Below are 15,856 nucleotides of genomic sequence, written 5' to 3' on the forward strand. Positions count from 1 at the left end.
GCTCGCGGCCACCAGGCCGGGCAGCAGATGGCCCTGTTCGGGGAGGACGGGCTCCTCCACGAACAGAGGGTGCAGAGGCGCGAGTTCGGTCAGCACGCGACGGGCGCCGGCCGCGGTGAAGCGGCCGTGGAAGTCGACCGCGACGTCACGGTCGGGGCCGAGCGCCTCGCGGGCGGCGGCGACACGGGCGACGACCGCGGCCGTCTCGGCGACGGTGGTGACCGGCGCCGTGGCTCCGGCCGCGTTCATCTTCACCGCGGTGAAGCCCGCCTCGGCCTGGGCCGCCGCCTGCTCGGTGATCTGGGCGGGTTCGTCGCCGCCGATCCAGGCGTAGACCCGGACCCGGTCGCGCACCGGCCCGCCGAGGAGGGCGTGCACGGGGGCGCCGTACGTCTTCCCGGCGATGTCCCACAAGGCCTGGTCAAGCCCTGCGACGGCGCTGGAGAGGACGGGGCCGCCGCGGTAGAAGCCGCCCTTGGTCAGCACCTGCCAGTGGTCCTGGATGCGCAGGGGGTCCTGCCCGACGAGGTATTCGGCCAGGACGTCGACGGCGGCCCGGACGACCTCGGCGCGTCCTTCCACGACGGGTTCGCCCCAGCCGACCACGCCCTCGTCGGTCTCGACGCGGCAGAACAGCCAGCGCGGCGGGACGAGGAAGGTCTCGATACGGGTGATCTTCACTGAGGGCGGGCGCCTTCCGTCTTGTCCTGCGTCTCGTCGTCGGTGGTGCCGACCCGGTCCAGATCGCGGCCCGCCTGGTCGAGCAGGGCGCGCATCGCGGCCTCGGCGGCGCGCGGGTCACGGTCGCGGACGGCGTCCAGTACGGCGCGGTGCGCCGGGACCGGGTCCCCGCTGTGCGGCGAGCTGTGCACGATGCGGTCGCGGTGGGCCAGGCCGGACTCGATCACCATCTCCATGCGTTCGAGAAGCTCGTTGTGGGTGGCGGCGAGCAGGGCGCGGTGGAAGGCGAGGTCGGCGTCGACGGCGTGGGCGGCGTCGGAGTCCTCCTCCTCCATGGCCGCCAGCGCGCCGTCCAGGGCGGCCAGGTCGGCATCGGTGCGGCGCTCGGCGGCCAGGCGCACGGCGGCCGGTTCGATGATGGCGCGCACCTCGGCGAGGTTGCGCAGCAGGAACTGGTCGGCTTCGGTGGTGCGGCCGCCCTCGAACTGCCAGCGCAGCACGTCGGCGTCGAGCAGGTTCCACTCGGCGCGGGGGCGGACGAAGGTACCGCGCCGCTGGCGGGCGTCGACCATCCCCTTGGCGGCCAGCACCTTCAGCGACTCGCGCAGGGCGGTCAGGCTCACGTCCAACTCGCTCTGGAGCGCCACCAGGTCCAGCGTGCTGCCCTCGGGGATCTCACCGCCGAGGATGCGGCGGGCGAGCACTTCCACGGTCTGGCCATGCACGCCGCGGCGGGCATAGGGCGTCATCGTCTACAGCCTTTCTGCTGTGGGGGGCGCGGGAGAGGAGCTCGTGAGGAGGCACGGGATCATGCGGAGGCCTTCACGACGCTCCAGCCGCCGTCCACCACGAGCGACGTCCCGGTGATGTACGAGGCCTCGTCGGCGCCGAGGAAGGCGATGGCCGCGGCCACCTCCTCGGGGGTGCCGAAGCGGCGGGCGGCCGTCTCGGCGACACTGCGCTCCCGGTCCTCGGGCGTCACCCTGTCCCAGGCGGCGGTCAGGATCGGACCCGGTACCACGGCGTTGACGCGCACCTCCGGCCCGTACTCGACGGCCAACTGGCCGCACAGGGACAGCAGGGCGCCCTTGGTGGCGGCGTAGGCGGGATGGCCGGGGATGCCCCGGTGCGCGTGGACGGACGAGGTCAGCACCACGGCCCCCCTGCGGTCCCGCAGGTCGGGCAGCATCGCCCGGACGCCGAGGAAGCTGCCGGTGAGGTTGACGGCGAGCTGCCGCTGCCACGAGGTGAGGGACATGGCGTGCGCCGGTGTCACCTCGACCGTGTAGGCGTTGCTGACGAGGAGGCCTACGGGACCGAAGTCGTGCGCGGCGGCGGCTATCCGCGTCCAGTCGTCCTCCGCGGAGACGTCGGCCGGTACGAACCGGGCCCGGCCGCCGGCCTCGGCGATACGCTCGGCGACGGCCTCGCCCTGCTCCTCGGCGATGTCGGCGAGCACGACCGCCGCGCCCTCCTCGGCGAGGCGTGCGGCCGTGGCGGCTCCGATCCCGGAGGCCGCCCCGGTGATCACGGCCGTACGCCCGGTGAAGCGGGCACCGGGCCGTGGTGCGGGCTGGTCCGTCATGGGGCTGGACTCCTTCGCGGGCGCGGAACGACTGGTCGGTCGTCCTGGAAACATATGTCGTAAGGGCTCACAGCCGGGTCAGCACCACCAGCTCGGCATCGTGGGCGGCGCTCCAGGCGAAGGGCAGCCCATGGTGCAGCAGATGAGCTCCGCTGTACGTCCGTTCCGCCGCGGCGTCCCGGTAGCGCGCCGTCGGCTGGAGCCCTCGCAGCCGCAGCCGCGCGGGGCGACCGGGCACGAGGGGAGCCCCGTCGAGACGTCCCGTGCTGAGCGCGGCGACGACCGTGCGGCCCGCCTCTGGAGCGTCGTACTGCACCCCGAAGGTGGGGTCCGCCGGGCTGCCCAGGAGGTGGACCTCGCCTCGGTGGACGACGTCCCGTACGTCCTTGTACCGGGCGATCCACCGGGCGGCCTCGGCACGCTGTTCCGGCGTCCAGGCGCGCAGGTCGGCGCCGATGCCGAGGACGCCGCACATGGCGTTGACGAAGCGGAAGGCGAGGCTGCGCGGGCGCGGGTCGAAGACGCCGGGGGCGTCGGTGACCCAGGAACTCATGACGTGCGGGGCGTGGGCGTGCAGGAAGCCGTGCTGGATCGCCAGCCGGTCCAGCGGGGCGGTGTTGTCGCTGGGCCAGACGACATCGGTGCGCGCGATCGTGGCGTGCTCGATGCGGCCACCGCCGCCGGCGCAGCCCTCGACGGTGACGTCGGGGTGGGCGGCGCGCAGATGGTCCAGGACCCGGAGATATCCCGCGACGTGCCGGGCGTCCAGATCGAGGTGGTCGGCGTGTCCGGTGCCGGGACGGCCGCGCTCGGTGGGCGGCCGGTTCATGTCCCACTTGAGGTAGCTGACGGGGTGCTCGGTGAGCAGCCGGTCGAGCGTCGCGATCACGAAGTCCTGGACGTCCGCGCGGCCGAGGTCGAGCAGGAGCTGGTTGCGGACCAGCCGGGCCGGGCGGTCGTCGATCCGGTACACCCACTCGGGATGTTCGGCGTACAGACGGCTGGCCGGGCTGACGGCCTCGGGCTCGACCCACAGGCCAAAGTCCAGCCCCAGCGCCCGGACGTCGTCGACGAACCGGCCGAAGCCGTGCGGGAACGCGGCCGGGTCCGGGTACCAGTCGCCCAGGCCGCCCGTGTCGTCGCCGCGGCCGGTGAACCAGCCGTCGTCCACGACGAACAGCTCGGCCCCGATGTCGGCGGCGACCTTGGCCAGCTCCAGCTGCTCTGCCGCGTCGACGTCGAACCCGGTGGCTTCCCAGGAGTTGTAGAGGACCTTGCGGGGACGGTCGAGGCGCTCGCCGGTGAGGTGGCGTTCGTAGCGGTGCCAGACGCGGGCGAGTCCGTCGAGTCCGTCGGGGCTGAAGGCGCAGGCGAGCCGCGGGGTGGCGAGGGTCTCGCCGGGGGCCAGGAACACGGCGCCCTCGTGCGGGACCCGCCCGGCGCGGACACGGACGGCGCCGCCCGGCTCGGCCTCCGCGGTCATGTGCCAGTTGCCCGGCCACTGAAGGGCGAGGCCGTAGGCCGCCTCCGCCGTTCCGTCCTGCACCGCGAGCCAGGGCGCGTAGGCGTGTCCGGGGACGCCCTGGACGCTGCCCATGGCGAAGGTGCCCCTCGGCAGGTCGAGTTGGGTGCGCTGGAACTCCTGCGACCACTGGCCGGTGAGATACGTCAGCCGTGCGGTGCCGGTGACGGGGATGTTCACCCCGGCCGAGTCGACCCGTTCCAGGCGCAGTTCCTCGTCGCCGGTGCAGGTCAGTTCGGTCCAGCGCAGGACCACGTCCGTCCCGGGCACGGACTCGTAGCACAGGACGGTGCGCAGGCCCAGGACGTCGTCGGCGAAGGCGAGGCGCAGGGTCCCGTCCCCTTCCTCCGCCGACGCGAACTCCCACCACACGCCGCGTTCCGCGCCCGGACGTGAGGCCACGAGGTCGGCGCCGGTGAACGGGCGCAGGCCGTGGGGGACGTACTCGGCCGGCGCGGCGTCCGCGGGCGTGATGAAGTGCGTGCGGTGCGACCAGTCGAGGGCGGAGGGGCCGTCCTCGACGCCGAGGGGGCCCCAGGCGTCGAGTTCTGCCCACGGGCCGTCGGGGGAGAGGCGGACCGTGTAGCCGGTGTTCTCCGTGCGCAGGGTCCAGCGCCGGGTGTCTGTCACTTCACCGCTCCCAGATTGAGGCCGGCCACGAAGTGCCGCTGGAACCGCAGGAAAACCGCCACGGTGGGCGCGGCCGCGATGACCGAACCGGCGGCGATCACGTTCCACATCGACACGTACTGTCCCTGGAGCCCGATCAGTGCCGCCGTGATCGGCATCTTGGTGTCGCTGCGCAGCACGGTGATCGCCCACAGCAGGTCGTTGAAGATCCACGTGAACGACAGCGCGCTCAGCGCGGCCAGCGCGGGGCGTGTCAGGGGCAGGATGATGCGCCAGAAGATCTGCCAGGGACCCGCGCCGTCGACGACCGCCGCCTGCTGGATCTCGGGCGGTATGCCACGCATGAAGCCGTGCAGGACGAAGACGTAGAAGCCGACGCCGAACCCGATCTGCACCCCGATGAGGGCGGGCAGGGTGTCGTAGACCCCCAACAGCTCGCTGAGCTTCGATACCGGGATGAGCAGGATCTGCGGCGGGAGGAGGTTGCCGGCGAGCATGAGCAGCAACAGCGAACGCCGGAAGGGCAGTTCGTAGCGGCTGAGGCCGAACGCGGCCATCGCGGCCAGGGCCAGCGTCACCAGGACGCAGGGCACGGAGACCACCAGGCTGTTGATCAGGGCGCGCTGCTGGCCGCCGTCGACCCAGGCCTGACCGTAGTTGGCGAGGGTGAAGGAACGGGGCCAGCTGCCCAGGCCGTGCGCGGCGATGTCGTCGAAGGAACGCAGGCTGGTCACCAGGACGAGCGCGATGGGCAGCAGCCACAGGACGGCCAGTGAACCGGCCCCCAGGTGGAACGCCGCGGTCGCGGCTCGTTGCTTGCGGCGCGGTGCCGCGGAGAAGAGGGCCATCAGTCGGCCTCCCGGAACGCGCGGACGAGGTAGGAGCAGATGACGCCGAAGGCCAGGACGAAGATGACGACGGCCAGGGCGGAGCCGTAGCCCAGGCGCAGGGACTGGAAGGCGGTCGAGTACATGTAGGTGCTCAGCAGCTCGGACGAGTGGTAGGGGCCGCCGCGGGTCAGTGCCCACACGACGTCGAAGGAGCGCAGGGAGTCGATGATGATGACGGACAGGACGACGGCGTTGACGCCACGCAGTTGAGGCAGGGTGACATGGCGGAAGCGCTGCCAGGCCGAGGCGCCGTCGACCTTCGCCGCCTCGTAGAGGGCCGGGTCGATGCCCTTCAGGCCGGCCAGGTACAGGACCATGACGTAGCCGATCTGCCGCCACAGCGCGGGCACGATCACCGCGTACAGGGCGGTGTCCTGGTCGGCGAGCCAGGCGTGGCGCAGGCTGCCGAGGCCGACGGATTCCAGGAGCTGGTTCAGGACGCCGTCGGGCTGGTAGATCGCCTGCCACACCAGTGCGGTGGCGACCAGGGAGAAGACGACGGGCAGGAACAGGGCGGCGCGGTAGAAGCCGACGCCGCGCCGCTCCTGTTGGAGCAGCAGCGCGGTGGCCAGGCCGAGCAGTGCGGACAGGCCGCCGAACAGCACCAGCCACAGCACGGTGTTGCCGGCCGCGCCGAGGAAGACCTCGTCGCCCGCCATCTCCTGGAAGTTGTCCAGTCCGACGAACTGCGGGGTGGAGACGCCGTCCCAGCGGGTGAGGGAGAGGTAGAAGCCCTGAAGGGCCGGCCAGAACACCCACAGCGCCTCCGCCAGCAGCGGGACGAGGACGAAGACGAGCACCAGCGGAGGGGTACGGCGGGGGCCCCGGCCCCGCCCGGCACGGTGCGGCTGCCGGGCCGGGGCCTTGCGTTCCGGGGCGGTCAGGACGGCCACGTCAGCCCCGCCAGATCTTCTCGGCGTCGCGCTGCCAGTCGGTGAGGATGCCGCCGACGGACTTGGGCTCGGCCAGGAACTTGGTCAGCGCGACGTCGGCCGTGGGCTGGAGGGCGTCGCTGGAGTCCCGGTTGAAGAACTGGGTGATCTCGGTGGCCTCCGCCACGTGGGCGCGGCCCTTCTTCACCAGGGCGGTGCCGGCGTCCTTCGCGTCCGGGTGGGTCGGCAGCGCGGTGCCCGACGATCCCTTGATGTAGATCTCCTGGGCCTCGGCGGTGGCGAGGTAGCGCAGCAGGTCGACGACCTGGTCGCCGCGGCCCGTGCGGGCGCTGGCGAAGTAGCCGTCGGTGGGGGCCTCCTCGGCCAGCGGGACCTTCGGGTCGATGACGGGGAACCGGAAGAAATCGATGTCGTCGAGGGCTTCCTTGGGCGCGGCGTCGGCGAAGAAGGTGCCGATCAGCATCATGCCGCTACGTCCGTTGAGCAGGGAGGTCGTGGCGTCCTGGAAGGCGACGGCGGTGCCGTTCGGATCGAAGTACGGGTGCACCTCCTGCCAGCGGTCGAAGACCCTGCGGACCTCGGGGTCGTCGAAGCGGTGCTCACCGGCGAGCAGCTTGCGGTGGTAGTCGGCGCCGTTGATCCGGATGTTGAGGTAGTCGAACCAGGCCGAGGCCACCCAGGGCGTGTTGCCGCCCGCGCCGAGCCCGATGGGGTCGACGCCCTTGCTCTTGAGCTTGTCGCACAGGTCGAGGAAGTCGTCCCAGCTCTGCGGCTCGCTCACGCCCCACTTGGCGAAGTGGGACTTCCGGTAGAACATGCCCCACCAGTAGTAGGTGGTGGGCACGAACACCTTCTTGCCGGAGCTCGCCGTGCACAGGCTGTTCAGGGCCTTGGAGTACTTCTTCAGGTCCGGTGAATCCCAGACCTCGCCGAGGTCGAGCAGCAGGTCCTTCTTGGCGTACGCTTCCGCGACCGAGCCGGGGTACCAGGTGTACACGTCCGGCGGGTTGGCGGAGGTGAGGTACGTCGGCAGCTGGGTGCGGAAGGTCTCCGCGGCGACGGTGTTGAGGCTGGCGCGCCCGGACCCCTTTTTCCCGTACGCGGCGACGAGGTCCTCCATCGCGTCCTTGGCCTGCGGGGCGGAGAGGTTGGACTGGAGGGTCACCGCGCCTTCGGAGGAGGAGCTCTTGCCCGAGGAGGTGGAGGTGACGCAGCCGCTGAGCAGCGCCGTCGTCCCGGCGGCGCCGAGGCCGGCCAGGAACCGGCGTCGGCTGGTCTGGAGGTTGGTCATGGAGAACTCCTTGCGGATCCGCGTGAGTCGGACTTCGGCCGTCAGGGGGCCCGGCCCCTCTCGCGCTGATCCAGGTTCGCGTGGCACTCCCGCCACGTCAAGAATAATTACTAATTTATTTGAAGTGGGTCCGGTGGGCGTGGCCGTCGACTCGGCGGGAGGTCACGTCGGCCGCGCCACCCTGCCGGGCGCCGTCAGGGGGTCGGCGGCGTCACGGCGAAGACTGTGGCGCGCGGCCGGAACCCTGTCAATATTAATTCCTAATTTAATGGAAAGTGGAGCCGGGGCGGTGCCGGAGGGTTGACAGAAGTCCCCGCGCGCCAGAGCCTTTTGCCCCACGCACGCCTGTCGAAGGCGCCCCGCCGCCCTCACTTGACGGGGCATCACGCGGGGCCGCCCACGACCTTCGCGGCCGGGCGGCCCGCGTCCACCCGGCCGCCGCACCCTCGGCGTCCAGCGTCCACCAGGGTCATGGACGCGTCGGTCACCCTGGGGCGATCAGCTGCGGGACCGCCGTCCTGACTTCGCGGTCCTCACGGCCTCCTCGGCCTGGCCGCGCGCGACGTCCCGGTCCGCCGAGGAGGCCACTGCCACCAGGGGCGTGGCGGGCGGCTTGCGGACGAGTGATGTGGACGCGGTGGCCAGCAGTGCTAGCCCGATGACCCCGGCGCCGTAGATCGTCGTCGTGGTGGTCAGGCCGAGCGACGGTACCGCGAGTCCCGCGAGCACGGCCGGCACGCTCAGGGCCAGGTAGCTGACGACGTAGACCGCGGCGATCAGCTTCGCCCGGTCCTTGGGGCCGGCCAGTGTCGCGAGCGAGCGGAAAGCGCTGAGGAAGGTGCTGCCGAAGCCTGCGCCGGCCAGGGCGGTGGCGAAGAAGAACAAGGGCGTCGACGACGCGGCGAGGGCGAGCAGGGTGAGAGCGGTCCCGATGGCGAGCGCCACGGACCCGGCGGCGATCACCCGCCGCGGCGCCGCGCCGCGCACCACCAGGGAGGCGGCGGCCCCCGCGCCGAAGAGGGTCGTCACCACCAGGCCGCCGACCAGATGGTTGTCCACGTGCAGGCCCTCCGTGGTCAGCGACGGGCCCAGCGCGAGGTAGAGGCCGCCCAGCGCCCAGGTGGCGATCAGAGCGGGCACCGCCGCCAGGAAGGTTCCGCGGGCCTCGGGCGGCACGGACACCCGCGGCCGCAGCGAGGCCCAGGCGCCCGGGCGGGGCGTGACCGGCTCGGGCAGCAGGAACACCGCCGCGGCGAGCAGCACGAAGAGCGCGGTGAACAGGGCGAAGACCAGCGCGGTCGGAGCGGGGGCGTACTGCACCAGCAGCCCGGTGCCCAGCGCCCCGGCGGCCAGGCCGGAGGCGGGGGCGAGGCTGTTCAGCAGCGGGCCCAGTGTCGAGGTGGGCGACGGCTGGAGATCCAGCAGCCCGGCGCTGAGGGCGCCGGTCGCGGCGCCGGTCGCGAGGCCTTGCAGGGTCCGCGCGATCAGCAACGGCCCGACACCGTCGGCGGTGAGGAACACGACCATGGACGCCGCCTCCGCGACCAGCGCGGCGGCGAGCACGGGCCGCCTGCCGACGTGGTCGGAGAGCCCGCCGACGGTCAGCAGCGCGACCAGCAGGGCGACGACGTAGATCGCGAAGATCGCGGTGAGCACGGTCGGCGAGAAGCCCCATCGCTCCTGGTAGACGACGTAGAGCGGGGAAGGGGCGGCGGACGCGGCCAGAATCGACAGCAGGGTGACGGCCAGCAGCCAGAAGCCGACCTGGCGCGGCATCCGCCTCGCGGGGAGCTTGGAGTACACGTGGGTCTCTCCTCGGAGGGGCGCGTGGGAATGTAATGGGCAAATATTCTTAGTGGCTTACGCCCTAACGCGCACGGCCGCCGATGTAATCCCCTTTTGGGATAGACCCTGTGCGTTACGGTGGTGAGGTGACCAGAGGCCGAGGTTCGCAGCCCGCTCGGCAGGTCCCCGCCGCGGCCGAGGCGGTCGTGGACCTGCTGAATTCCCGCTCGCACCGGACCGCGCACCCCCTACCGGACGTGCTCAGGACTCCGGAGACGGCGGGCGCCGTCCTGCGCCCGTTCGGTCAGCCCGGCGCCGATCCGCCGTCACCGGAGCGCATCGCGGAGGTCCGCGCGCTGCGCGAGATCCTGCTGCGCCTTGTCACCGCGCAGGACCCCGCGGAGGCGGCGGACGGCTGGGCGGACCTCACCGACCGCGCCGCCTCGGTGACGCTGCGGCAGGACTTCTCGGCCCCCGGGGCGGTACGGATGCGTCAGGTGGCCGGTGACCCCGTGGTCGGCGGCATCTCCCTCGCGGTGGCTGAGCTCGTCGAAGACGGCACCTGGCCGCGCATCCGCGTCTGCGCGAACGAACGCTGCGGCGACGCCTTCTACGACACCACCCGTAGCCGCACCCAGCGGTGGCACTCCTACGAAATCTGCGGCAACAGGAACAACGTGGCCGCCTATCGAGCGCGCAGGAAGGCCGGCCGCGAGGCCTGACGCCGGAGGCTGCCACAGCGGCAGTACGGAGCAGGTCGGGCACCGTCGGCCTGGCGCCGCGAGGGTTGACTCACGGGCTGGCCACCTGCGCCGAGACCGTACCCGAACTCGCTTCCCGTACAAACGCACATGCCATGTCGGCTGAGACAGAATGCGGCTCATGCGAAGCGACAGGGGACTTTCGCCTCGCATATGCGTCAGTATCATCGGCGTAGGCGCACCTACCGACCGTGGCTGAGTGCGTCAGGACCAGAGGGAGTGGACCCGTGATGACCCGTTCCGTGCGCCGGACCCGGCGGGTGCTGCAGGTGACCGGCGCAGGTGCCGCCGCCCTGCTGGCCCTGAGTGCCTGCTCGTCCTCCGGCGACTCCGCGTCGGCCACGTCGGGCTCCTCCCCGTCGGCCGACGCCTCCGGCAAGGTGTCCGGAGAGGTGACCGTGTTCGCCGCCGCCTCGTTGAAGGAGAGCTTCACGACGCTGGGCAAGGAGTTCGAGAAGCAGCATCCGGGCACGAAGGTGACGTTCAGCTTCGGCGGCAGCGACGCGCTGGCCGCGAGCATCACCGGCGGCGCCCCCGCCGACGTGTTCGCCTCGGCCAGCCCGAGGACGATGAAGATCGTCACGGACGCGGGGGACGCCTCCGGTACGCCCACCACCTTCGTCCGCAACCAGCTGGAGATCGCCACCCTGCCGGGCAACCCGGACAAGATCTCCTCCCTCGAAGACCTCACCGACCCGAAGCTGAAGGTCGTGCTGTGCGACGAGGCGGTGCCGTGCGGCTCCGCCGCGCAAAAGGTCCTGGACGCGAGCAAGTTGAAGCTCACGCCGGTGTCCTACGAGGAGGACGTCAAGTCCGCCCTCAACAAGGTGGTGCTCAAGGAGGCCGACGCGGCGGTCGTGTACAGGACCGATGTGCGTGCGGCGGGTGACAAGGTGGAGGGCGTGGACTTCCCCGAATCGGCCGACGCCGTCAACGACTACCCGATCACGCTGCTGAAGAGCTCGCAGAACACCGAGGCCGCCGAGGCGTTCATCGAGCTGGTGCAGTCCGCCGAGGGCCAGAAGGTCCTGAACGAGGCCGGGTTCCTCAAGCCGTGACCGGTTCCTCCCCGGGCAAGGCCGACGCCGCGGACGCCCAGACCGGTGGGCCGCGGCGCCGTCGCGCCCGCGCCGGCCGGGGCGCGCCGTTGCCCCTCCTGCTGCCCGCGCTGATCGGCCTGGCGTTCCTTGCCCTGCCGCTCCTCGCCCTGCTGATCAGGGCCCCCTGGGGGAGCATGCCGGACCTGCTCACCAGCCCCGAGGTGTGGCAGGCCCTCCAGCTGTCCCTGGTCTGCGCGACCGCGGCGACCGCGGTGAGCCTGGTGATCGGGGTGCCACTGGCCTGGCTGCTGGCCCGGGTCGAGTTCCCGGGACGTGGGCTGGTCCGCGCCCTGGTGACACTGCCGCTCGTCCTGCCCCCCGTGGTGGGCGGCGTCGCGCTGCTGATGGCGCTCGGCCGCAACGGGGTCGTGGGACGGTGGCTGGACGACTGGTTCGGGCTCACGCTGCCGTTCACCACCGCAGGGGTCGTGGTCGCCGAGGCGTTCGTCGCGATGCCCTTCCTCGTCATCAGCGTGGAGGGCACCCTGCGCGCCGCCGACCCGCGTTACGAGGAGGCCGCCACGACACTGGGTGCCTCCCGCTTCACGGCGTTCCGCCGCGTCACCCTGCCCCTGATCGCCCCCGGCATCGCGGCGGGCGCCGTGCTCGCCTGGGCCAGGGCACTCGGCGAGTTCGGCGCGACCATCACCTTCGCCGGCAACTTCCCCGGCCGTACCCAGACCATGCCGCTGGCCGTCTACCTCGCGCTCCAGAGCGACCCGGAGGCGGCCATCGCCCTCAGCCTGGTCCTGCTCGCCGTGTCGATCGCGGTGCTGGCGGGACTGCGTGACCGCTGGATGACGGCCTCATGACCGACACCGAGAAGACCACCTCGCACGCCGCCGCCGACGCCGCGGCCCCTGCCGGTACGGGTCTCGACGCCCGGCTCGTGGTCGAGCGCGGCGCCTTCCGGCTCGACGTGGCGCTGACCGCGGCGCCCGGTGACGTGGTCGCGCTCCTCGGTCCCAACGGTGCCGGGAAGACGACCGCGCTGCGCGCACTCGCCGGCCTCGTCCCGCTCACCGGCGGCCATCTCCGGCTGGACGGCGCCGAGTTGGACCGTACGCCGCCCGAGTCCCGTCCGGTCGGGGTCGTCTTCCAGGACTACCTGCTCTTCCCCCACCTCACCGCGCTCGACAACGTGGCCTTCGGGCCGCGCTGCCAGGGCGCCACCAAGGCGGAGGCCCGCGCGCAGGCCGCCGTTCTGCTGGACCGTATGGGCCTGGCCGCGCACGCGTCCATCAAGCCCCGCCGTCTCTCCGGCGGCCAGGCCCAGCGCGTCGCGCTCGCCCGTGCCCTGGCCACGCAGCCGCGCCTGCTGCTGCTGGACGAGCCGCTCGCCGCCCTCGACGCCCGCACCCGCCTCGACGTCCGCGCCCAACTCCGCCGCCATCTGGCCGGCTTCGAGGCGGTCGCCGTACTGGTCACGCACGACCCGCTGGACGCGATGGTCCTGGCCGACCACCTCGTCGTCGTCGAGAACGGCCACGTCGTCCAGGAGGGCACCCCGGCGGACATCGCCCGTCATCCGCGCACCGACTACATCGCCCACCTGGTGGGCCTCAACCTCTACCGGGGGCAGGCAGAAGGGCACGCGGTCCAGGTCGACGACGGACCCGCGATCACCACGACCGAGGAGCTCACCGGCCCGGTCTTCGTCGCTTTCCCGCCCAGCGCGGTCACCCTGCACCGGGAACGTCCCGCCGGTTCCAGCGCCCGCAACCTCTGGCGTTGCGAGGTCGCCGGCCTGGAGACCCACGGCGACCAGATCCGGGCCGCCCTCACCGGCGAACTGCCTCTCGCCGCCGACCTCACCACCGTCGCCGCCGCCGAACTGGAGCTCCGCCCCGGCGGCGCGGTCTGGGCGACGGTGAAGGCAACGCAGACGCACGCGTACCCCGCCTGAGCAGTCCGGCACGATCACCGGCCGCCCCATGAAAGGGGCAGCCGGCTGTCGGCATGCCCTCGCGCGGACCGACTTCGCACGGACCGACTTGGCACGGACCGTCCTTCCGGCCGCCGGCCCTGGGCAGGTGCGGGCCTTGCGGGGGTCGGTTGACTGATCGGAGTGATCCGCACCCGCTCTGACACTCCTTTGTCGAGCAATTACGAAATTGGCGCGATATCTTGCGTTCACTTGTCGGGGGTGGTTGAGTGTGGCCCGCCCCACAACGCATCAGCCGTCCGGTGGTGGGGCGACCTCCACGTTCATGCCCGAAGGGGTCCACCATGAGAAGTGCCCGGTTCCGCCGTACCCGCCGCGCCGGCGCGGTCGCCCTCGTCTCCGCCCTCACGCTGACCGCCCTCGCCGCCTGCGGCACGAGCAGCAGCGACAACAACGACGGCGGTTCCGAGGGGAGCGGTTCGTCCGATCCGTCCACCCCGCTGGACCCGAAGACGAAGGTGACGATCACCATCGACTGCATGCCTCCGGCGGCGAAGGCGGCGGAACTCAAGGAGTGGAAGGAGGACGTCGCCGAGTTCAACAAGACCTATCCGAACGTCACCATCGAGGGCCGCTCCACCCCCGGCCAGTGCCTGGAGCCGCCGCGTTTCACGGCCATGCTCAAGGCCAAGTCCCAGCCGGACGTGTTCTACACCTACTTCACCGACCTGGCGCAGGTGCTCGACAACGACGGCGCCGCCGACATCACCGCGTACGTCAACGACAAGTCCGTGCCGGCGCTGAAGGACATCGACCCGAACGTCCTCGGCTCGCTCAAGCACGACGGCAAGCTCTACGGACTGCCCACCAGCAACTACACGATGGGCCTGCTGATCAACCGCAAGCTCTTCGAGCAGGCCGGCCTCGACCCCGACAGCCCGCCGCGCACCTGGGAGGAGGTCCGCGCCGCGGCCAAGAAGATCGCCGGCCTCGGCAAGGGCACGGCCGGCTTCGGCGAGTACAGCGCGGGCAACACGGGCGGCTGGCACTTCACCGCGCAGATGTACAGCCTCGGCGGTGACATCGTGGACGCGAGCGGCAAGAAGGCCGCCTTCAACAACGAACTGGGCAAGCAGGTCGCCGAGAACCTCCACGCCATGCGGTGGGAGGACGACAGCATGGGCAAGACCCAGCTGCTGAAGTGGGGTGACCTCCAGAAGCAGATCGCGACCGACAAGCTCGGCATGTTCCTCGCCGCCCCCGACGACATCGCGTACATGGTCCAGCAACTCGGCGCGAAGTACGAGAACTTCGGCATGGGCCCGATACCCGGCGGCAAGAACACCCTGGCCGGCGGCAACAACTACATGATCAAGCAGGGCATCTCCGGCGACAAGATCAAGGCCGCCGTCGCCTGGCTCAACTTCAAGAACCTCACCGTCGGCAAGGGCCAGTTCGACTGGGCGCGCGCCAAGGCGGACGGCCTGCCGGTCGGTGTCCCGCAGCCCAACTTCTGGCTGAACGAGTCCAAGGCCAAGGACGACGCCGCCCGCGCCGAGCACGCCACCATGCCGGTCGCCAACTTCAAGACGTTCATGGACAACCCCGTCGCGGGCAAGGCCGAGCCGCCGAAGGCGCAGGAGATCTACAAGGTCCTCGACAACGTGATGTCCGGCATCCTCACCAACAAGGACGCCGACGTCGACGAGCTCCTCTCCACCGCCGAGGCGCAGGTCAACCAGGTCCTGGCCAACCAGTGACATGACCGGGCGGGCCGGCCCACCGCGGCCGCCCCGCCCGGCGGCGGCAGCCCCGGCAGCAGACAGGCAAGTTCAGTACCGAGGAGCGACGATGTCGGCCCCCAGCCTGACCCCGAGCAAGGCGAGACCTCCCCGCCACTCCACGCCGCGTGAGGCGGGTCCCGTACCGCCAGGTGGCCGGTTCGCCAAGAGCCTGCGGCGCAATCTCACAGCACACGGCTTCCTCATCGGAGCCGTCGTCTGCTTCGCGGTGTTCTCGTGGTATCCCATGGTCAGGGAGTTCCTGCTGGCCTTCCAGAAGACCGAGGGCGGACGGACGACCTGGGTCGGACTGGAGAACCTCACCACCGTCTTCAACGACCCGGCCTTCTGGCAGGCGTGGCGCAACACGCTCCTGTTCACCGTGCTGGCGCTGATCCTCGGCTTCGCGGTCCCGTTCGTCGTGGCGATCGTCATCAACGAGTTCCACCACGGACAGGGCTACCTCCGGCTGCTGGTCTACCTGCCGGTGATGCTCCCGCCGGTCGCGTCCGTCCTGCTCTTCAAGTACCTCTACGACCCCGGATACGGACTCCTCAACGAGCTGCTGAGCTTCCTGCACCTGCCCCAGCAGCAGTGGCTCCAGGACCCGGACCTGTCCATGCTCTCCGTCGTCATCGCCTCGACCTGGATGAACATGGGCGGCGCCGCACTCGTCTACCTCGCCGCCCTGCAGGGCATTCCCGGCGAGCTGTACGAGGCGGCCGAACTCGACGGCGCGGGCCTCTTCCGCAAGATCTGGCACGTCACCATCCCGCAGACGCGCCTCATCCTCTCCCTGATGCTGCTGATGCAGATCATCGCGACGATGCAGGTCTTCGTCGAGCCGTTCCTGCTCACCGGCGGCGCCGGCCCGGAGGGGTCCACGACCACGGTCGTCTACCTCATCTACCAGTACGCCTTCAACTTCAACAACTACGGTGCCGCGGCCGCGCTCGGCCTGCTCCTGCTCGTACTGCTCGCCGGTTTCTCGGCGGCGTACGTGAAGCTCAGCCGCGCCGAGGACGAGTAGGCCAGGAGAGAGACAGAGGAAG

General features: G+C 71.2%; 14 protein-coding genes. 6 read left to right on the top strand and 8 right to left on the bottom strand.

The window, feature by feature from the left end; translation table 11 throughout:
• From dgoD to AB0O67_RS13645, 8 genes are all read right to left on the bottom strand, one after another.
• Nucleotides 1-681, bottom strand: a 681-nt coding sequence (gene dgoD / locus AB0O67_RS13610; protein WP_365449443.1) for a galactonate dehydratase, incomplete at its 3' end; no start/stop codon positions are given.
• Complete coding sequence (locus AB0O67_RS13615; RefSeq protein WP_365449445.1) at nucleotides 678-1,430, bottom strand: FadR/GntR family transcriptional regulator; 753 nt, start codon at nucleotides 1,428-1,430, stop codon at nucleotides 678-680. The genes AB0O67_RS13615 and dgoD, both read right to left, overlap by 4 nt.
• Before the next feature lie 59 nt (nucleotides 1,431-1,489).
• On the bottom strand, nucleotides 1,490-2,266 hold the full coding sequence (locus AB0O67_RS13620; protein ID WP_365449447.1) for an SDR family NAD(P)-dependent oxidoreductase: 777 nt from the start codon (nucleotides 2,264-2,266) through the stop codon (nucleotides 1,490-1,492).
• A gap of 67 nt (nucleotides 2,267-2,333) precedes the next feature.
• Nucleotides 2,334-4,418 carry an alpha-galactosidase gene (locus AB0O67_RS13625; protein ID WP_365449449.1) on the bottom strand — a complete coding sequence of 695 codons (2,085 nt, stop codon included), beginning with the start codon at nucleotides 4,416-4,418 and terminating at the stop codon, nucleotides 2,334-2,336.
• Nucleotides 4,415-5,266: a carbohydrate ABC transporter permease gene (locus tag AB0O67_RS13630; protein ID WP_365449451.1), complete on the bottom strand. Its 852-nt coding sequence runs from the start codon at nucleotides 5,264-5,266 to the stop codon at nucleotides 4,415-4,417. The genes AB0O67_RS13625 and AB0O67_RS13630 overlap by 4 nt, the downstream gene beginning before the upstream one ends.
• A complete protein-coding gene (locus AB0O67_RS13635) occupies nucleotides 5,266-6,201 on the bottom strand; it encodes a sugar ABC transporter permease (RefSeq protein WP_365449453.1) in 936 nt (311 codons plus the stop codon). The genes AB0O67_RS13630 and AB0O67_RS13635 overlap by 1 nt, the downstream gene beginning before the upstream one ends.
• A gap of 1 nt (nucleotide 6,202) precedes the next feature.
• The gene (locus AB0O67_RS13640; protein WP_365449455.1) at nucleotides 6,203-7,492 is read right to left on the bottom strand and encodes an extracellular solute-binding protein; all 1,290 of its coding nucleotides are present in this window, start codon (nucleotides 7,490-7,492) and stop codon (nucleotides 6,203-6,205) included.
• A gap of 498 nt (nucleotides 7,493-7,990) precedes the next feature.
• The gene (locus AB0O67_RS13645; RefSeq protein ID WP_365449457.1) at nucleotides 7,991-9,295 is read right to left on the bottom strand and encodes an MFS transporter; all 1,305 of its coding nucleotides are present in this window, start codon (nucleotides 9,293-9,295) and stop codon (nucleotides 7,991-7,993) included.
• Nucleotides 9,296-9,423: 128 nt separating this feature from the next.
• Between AB0O67_RS13645 and AB0O67_RS13650 the strand changes: the two genes are divergently transcribed.
• From AB0O67_RS13650 to AB0O67_RS13675, 6 genes are all read left to right on the top strand, one after another.
• The gene (locus AB0O67_RS13650; RefSeq protein WP_365449459.1) at nucleotides 9,424-9,999 is read left to right on the top strand and encodes a CGNR zinc finger domain-containing protein; all 576 of its coding nucleotides are present in this window, start codon (nucleotides 9,424-9,426) and stop codon (nucleotides 9,997-9,999) included.
• 269 nt (nucleotides 10,000-10,268) lie between these two features.
• Nucleotides 10,269-11,096: a molybdate ABC transporter substrate-binding protein gene (gene modA / locus AB0O67_RS13655; RefSeq protein WP_365449461.1), complete on the top strand. Its 828-nt coding sequence runs from the start codon at nucleotides 10,269-10,271 to the stop codon at nucleotides 11,094-11,096.
• The gene (gene modB / locus AB0O67_RS13660) at nucleotides 11,093-11,950 is read left to right on the top strand and encodes a molybdate ABC transporter permease subunit (RefSeq protein WP_365449463.1); all 858 of its coding nucleotides are present in this window, start codon (nucleotides 11,093-11,095) and stop codon (nucleotides 11,948-11,950) included. The genes modA and modB overlap by 4 nt, the downstream gene beginning before the upstream one ends.
• A complete protein-coding gene (locus tag AB0O67_RS13665; protein ID WP_365449465.1) occupies nucleotides 11,947-13,044 on the top strand; it encodes an ABC transporter ATP-binding protein in 1,098 nt (365 codons plus the stop codon). The genes modB and AB0O67_RS13665 overlap by 4 nt, the downstream gene beginning before the upstream one ends.
• A gap of 323 nt (nucleotides 13,045-13,367) precedes the next feature.
• The gene (locus tag AB0O67_RS13670) at nucleotides 13,368-14,783 is read left to right on the top strand and encodes an extracellular solute-binding protein (RefSeq protein WP_365449467.1); all 1,416 of its coding nucleotides are present in this window, start codon (nucleotides 13,368-13,370) and stop codon (nucleotides 14,781-14,783) included.
• Nucleotides 14,784-14,874: 91 nt separating this feature from the next.
• Entirely contained in the window at nucleotides 14,875-15,834 is a 960-nt protein-coding gene (locus AB0O67_RS13675; protein ID WP_365449469.1) for a sugar ABC transporter permease, read from the top strand.
• Nucleotides 15,835-15,856: the final 22 nt, after the last annotated feature.

Origin of the sequence: Streptomyces sp. NPDC086077 (genome assembly GCF_040686175.1) — a bacterium.
In the GTDB taxonomy this organism is placed as follows: Bacteria; Actinomycetota; Actinomycetes; order Streptomycetales; family Streptomycetaceae; genus Streptomyces.